This window comes from Mesorhizobium sp. M7A.F.Ca.ET.027.03.2.1, from assembly GCF_003999175.1.
In the GTDB taxonomy this organism is placed as follows: Bacteria; Pseudomonadota; Alphaproteobacteria; order Rhizobiales; family Rhizobiaceae; genus Mesorhizobium.
Genome location: NZ_RZOM01000621.1, coordinates 1 through 3,676 on the forward strand (window position 1 = coordinate 1; position 3,676 = coordinate 3,676).

The following is a 3,676-nucleotide window of genomic DNA, read 5'->3' on the forward strand; positions in this document are numbered from 1 at the left end:
GCCCAGCATCGACTGCATCTGCTGTTCAACCCGCTGAGAAAGCGTCGTATCGTCCAGTGCGGCGAGGTCGGTCGCGGTCTCGGGCTTGACCACCCAGACCAGGCTGGAGCGATTGCCGGGCAATGGGACCTGCGTGAACGGACCGGTCTCGGTGTGGAATTCGGTCGAGGTGAAGGCGTGGTCGCCGCTATGGCCGAAATTGAGGACGAGAGCTGCCTGCGGGTAGGACCGGGCCGAGGTCGAGATGCCGGCCGCCTGGCGCGCCGGTGACAACCGCCCATCGGCGGCGACCGCAAGCGATGCGTCGACCGTGCTGCCGTCGGCCAGGACGGCACGGGCGTGCTCGGCATCGAGACGCCAGTTCGCCACTATCGACATCAGCCGGTCGATGCCGGCATGCGCGGCAACGGCGCTGGCGAGTGCCGGGTTGAGGACGCTGTTGGGAAGGTTCAGCCCGAATTGGTCCTCGTCGATTTCGCTGGCACGGAAGGTGACGACCGGGCTGCGGATCAGCCGGCTGGTGGCGTCGACGATGCGCATCACTTTCAGGGGCGCCGCCTTGGATTTGACGGTTTCGAGCACGCCAAGCCGGTCGAGCACTTTCAAGGCAGGGTTCATCAGGGCCGTCGTGCGGCCGTCGGGGGCAGTGGGCTCCGGCCCGACCAGCGTCACCGGGAAACCTTCGGCGGCAAAACCGAGCGCCGCGATCAGCCCTGCCGGCCCCGTGCCGGCAACCAGTATCCGCGCAGTTTGCTGATGCTCCAAGATCGGCTTCCGGCTTGCAATGCGAGGCCGGTCCACCCGACCTGCCGTTCGATGAGCATATAGGTCAGATCATGCCGCTTGATCAACGCGGCGATTCGGCCCATTCGGATGTCATGACCGGCCAGCAGGACGACTTCAGCCATCTCGACCGCGCCGGCCGCGCCATGGCCGGCATCGCGCGCAATCCTCGCGTCACGGTAAACGTCGTTGTCGCCGCTTGCATCCTGCTTGCCTGGCTGTCTCTTGCGGCGATGGCAATCCGCGGGGCTGAAACAGGGATTGCGGGCGTCGGCGCCCCTGGCGACACGATCCTGCGCAGCCTGCCGCAACTGCCGCTGCCCGATTTCCTGGAACGGTTCTTTGTGCTGTGCCTCTCACCGGTGCCCTTGGACGCAGATCTCGGCTTGCAGGCCGGCGCGCTCGTTTTCATGTGGCTCCTGATGGCGGTCGCGATGATGCTGCCTTCGGCGGCGCCGATGATCCGCACCTATTGCGAAATCACTGACACGGCTCGCATCAAGGGCGAACCGGTCGTTCACCCGCTGGTGCTGGTCGCCGGTTACCTAAGCGTCTGGCTCGCCGCTTCAATGATGTTCGCGGCGCTGACCTTGGCCGCCCATACATTCGCCTCATCAGCCGGGATGCTCGATCCGGTCGCCGGCCTTGCCGGTGCGCTCGCTCTCGTGATTGCCGGCCGCTACCAGTTCAGCGGCCTCAAGGAAGCTTGCCTGAAGAAATGCAAGAACCCGTTCTCGGTCCTGTTTTCGAACTGGAGCGCAAGGCCCCTTAACATCTTTCGGCTCGGTGTCGCGCAGGGTCTGTGGTGTCTCGGCTGCTGCTGGGCCTTGATGCTGGTGATGTTCGCCGTTGGCGTCATGAACATTTTCTGGATGGCGTTGATCGGGCTGTTCACCCTGATCGAAAAACAAACAGCCAGCAGGGTTCCAACCCGGCTGGCCGGTGCGATACTGCTTGTCTGGGCAGCCGCGCTGCTAGTAGTCTCGCTATGAGTGGGGGAAAATCGATGGCAGACCAGAGCTGGGCGATGAAGGGAGAGCTCGTACTCTCCTGCAATTGCACGGTTTTTTGCCCCTGCGTGCTATCGCTTGGCAATCATCCGCCGACCGAAGGCTATTGCCAGACCTGGGCGGGGTTTCGTATCGATGCAGGCCATTTCGGTGAGGTCGATCTGTCCGGCCTCAATCTCGGGCTGATTATGGAAATCCCCGGCCACATGAGCCGCGGCAACTGGACCGCCGGCCTGTTCATCGACAGCCGCGCATCGGTCTACGCGGTCAAGGCGCTGACCAAGATCTTCACCGGCAAGGCAGGCGGAACCACATCGCTGCTCTCCATCCTGGTCGGCAAATTCCTCGGCGTCGAACAAGTGCCGATCACCTATGAGACGCGTGACAAGACACGTATCTTCCAGATACCGAAGATCATCGACGGGGCGGTGACACCCATCCCCGGCAAGGATCGCGGCAAGGATACGGTGATCAGCAATTCGGAATACTGGATCGCGCCCGAGATTATCGTGGCAAGGTCTGACAAGAGCAAGATGCGGGCTTTCGGCCGCAACTGGAATTTCGCCGGCCGTTCGGCCGAAATCTGCAAGCTGGATTGGCGGGGCCCGTGAGCAAGAACACAACGGCCCGAAAAGCCGCCAAAAAGATCACGGACCGGATTCCCAGGCCGAAGAAGAAGGTCACCTGGCCACAGGCGCGGGCGTTCTCCGTCCATCTCTTGACCGCATCAGGCTCGTTCCTGGCCTTCCTCTCGCTTGTGGCGGCGAGCGAAGAGCGCTGGACCGCAATGTTCTGGTGGCTCGGGCTGGCATTGTTCGTCGACGGCATCGATGGACCGATCGCCAGAAAGCTCGAGGTCAAGGAGATCCTGCCGACATGGTCGGGCGAACTGCTCGACAACATCATCGACTACGTGACCTACGTGCTGATCCCGGCCTTCGCCCTCTATCAGCGCGGCTTCATGGGCGAGGGCCTGTCATTCCTGTCGGCGGCGATCATCGTCGTGTCCAGCGCCATCTACTATGCCGACACCGGCATGAAGACGAAGGAGAATTTCTTCAAGGGATTCCCCGTGGTCTGGAACATGGTGGTGTTCACCCTGTTCGTCATCGAGCCCGGACAATGGGTTTCGTTCGCGGTTGTGGTGGTGGCCGGCGTCCTGACTTTCGTGCCGATCAACTTCATCCACCCGGTGCGGGTGGTGCGGCTGCGGCGCATCAACCTTGGGATGACTCTCTTGTGGTGCGCTTTCGGCGCGCTTGCCCTGGCCCAGGCGGCACTCGCTGCCTTCTACGATCAGATCGGCGTGCTGGGCGAGCAGGTCAGCACCTTCACCAAGATCGGCATTACCATCACCGGGCTTTACCTTGCCTGCATCGGTGGCATCATGCAGTTCTTTCCCAATCTCGGTGCCAAAAAGGCTTGATCAGCCACTCCCACAGGAAGCCTAGCCCACAGGAAGCCTAGCAATGTCCAAAGCGATCCGCATTCACGCCAATGGCGGCCCGGAAGTTCTGACCTATGAGGACGCTGACCCCGGCCAGCCGGGATCCGGGCAGATCCTGGTCCGGCACACCGCGATCGGCCTCAATTTCATCGATGTCTACCATCGCTCTGGCCTCTACCCGCCGCCTGGCGGCTTCCCGCTCGTGCCAGGCAGCGAAGCTGCCGGCGTGGTGCTGGAGGTCGGCCAGGGCGTCGACTGGCTGAATCCGGGCGATCGCATCGCCTATGCCGTGACGACGGGCGCTTACGCGCAACAGCGCGTCATCGATGCCAGCCGCGTCGTCAAGGTTCCGGATGGCATCAGCGACGAACAGGCCGCGGCGATGATGCTGAAGGGCATGACCGCGGAATATCTGCTGCGCCGGACGTTCAAGGTG

General features: G+C 62.7%; 5 protein-coding genes. 4 read left to right on the forward strand and 1 reads right to left on the reverse strand.

Annotation, left to right across the window (positions count from 1 at the left end; genetic code table 11):
* Nucleotides 1–765: FAD-dependent monooxygenase (locus tag EN750_RS23530; RefSeq protein WP_189526405.1), on the reverse strand; the 765-nt coding region annotated here is incomplete at its 3' end.
* A gap of 71 nt (nucleotides 766–836) precedes the next feature.
* On the opposite strand from EN750_RS23530, the gene EN750_RS23535 reads away from it, so the two are divergent.
* The 4 genes from EN750_RS23535 to EN750_RS23550 form a co-directional block, all read left to right on the forward strand.
* Nucleotides 837–1,775, forward strand: a complete 939-nt coding sequence (locus tag EN750_RS23535) for a DUF2182 domain-containing protein (RefSeq protein ID WP_127397797.1) — start codon at nucleotides 837–839, stop codon at nucleotides 1,773–1,775.
* Nucleotides 1,776–1,789: 14 nt separating this feature from the next.
* Nucleotides 1,790–2,404: a DUF1326 domain-containing protein gene (locus EN750_RS23540; RefSeq protein WP_127397798.1), complete on the forward strand. Its 615-nt coding sequence runs from the start codon at nucleotides 1,790–1,792 to the stop codon at nucleotides 2,402–2,404.
* Complete coding sequence (gene pcsA, locus EN750_RS23545) at nucleotides 2,401–3,219, forward strand: phosphatidylcholine synthase (protein WP_023811884.1); 819 nt, start codon at nucleotides 2,401–2,403, stop codon at nucleotides 3,217–3,219. The genes EN750_RS23540 and pcsA overlap by 4 nt, the downstream gene beginning before the upstream one ends.
* Nucleotides 3,220–3,262: 43 nt before the next feature.
* Nucleotides 3,263–3,676, forward strand: a 414-nt coding sequence (locus EN750_RS23550; RefSeq protein WP_148669944.1) for an alcohol dehydrogenase catalytic domain-containing protein, incomplete at its 3' end; no start/stop codon positions are given.

What these genes read in the sequence shown, in the direction of transcription:
- EN750_RS23540 (WP_127397798.1), top strand. Translation starts at nt 1,790, where the DNA reads ATGGCAGACCAGAGCTGGGCGATGAAGGGAGAGCTCGTACTCTCCTGC.
- EN750_RS23535 (WP_127397797.1), top strand. Translation starts at nt 837, where the DNA reads ATGCCGCTTGATCAACGCGGCGATTCGGCCCATTCGGATGTCATGACC.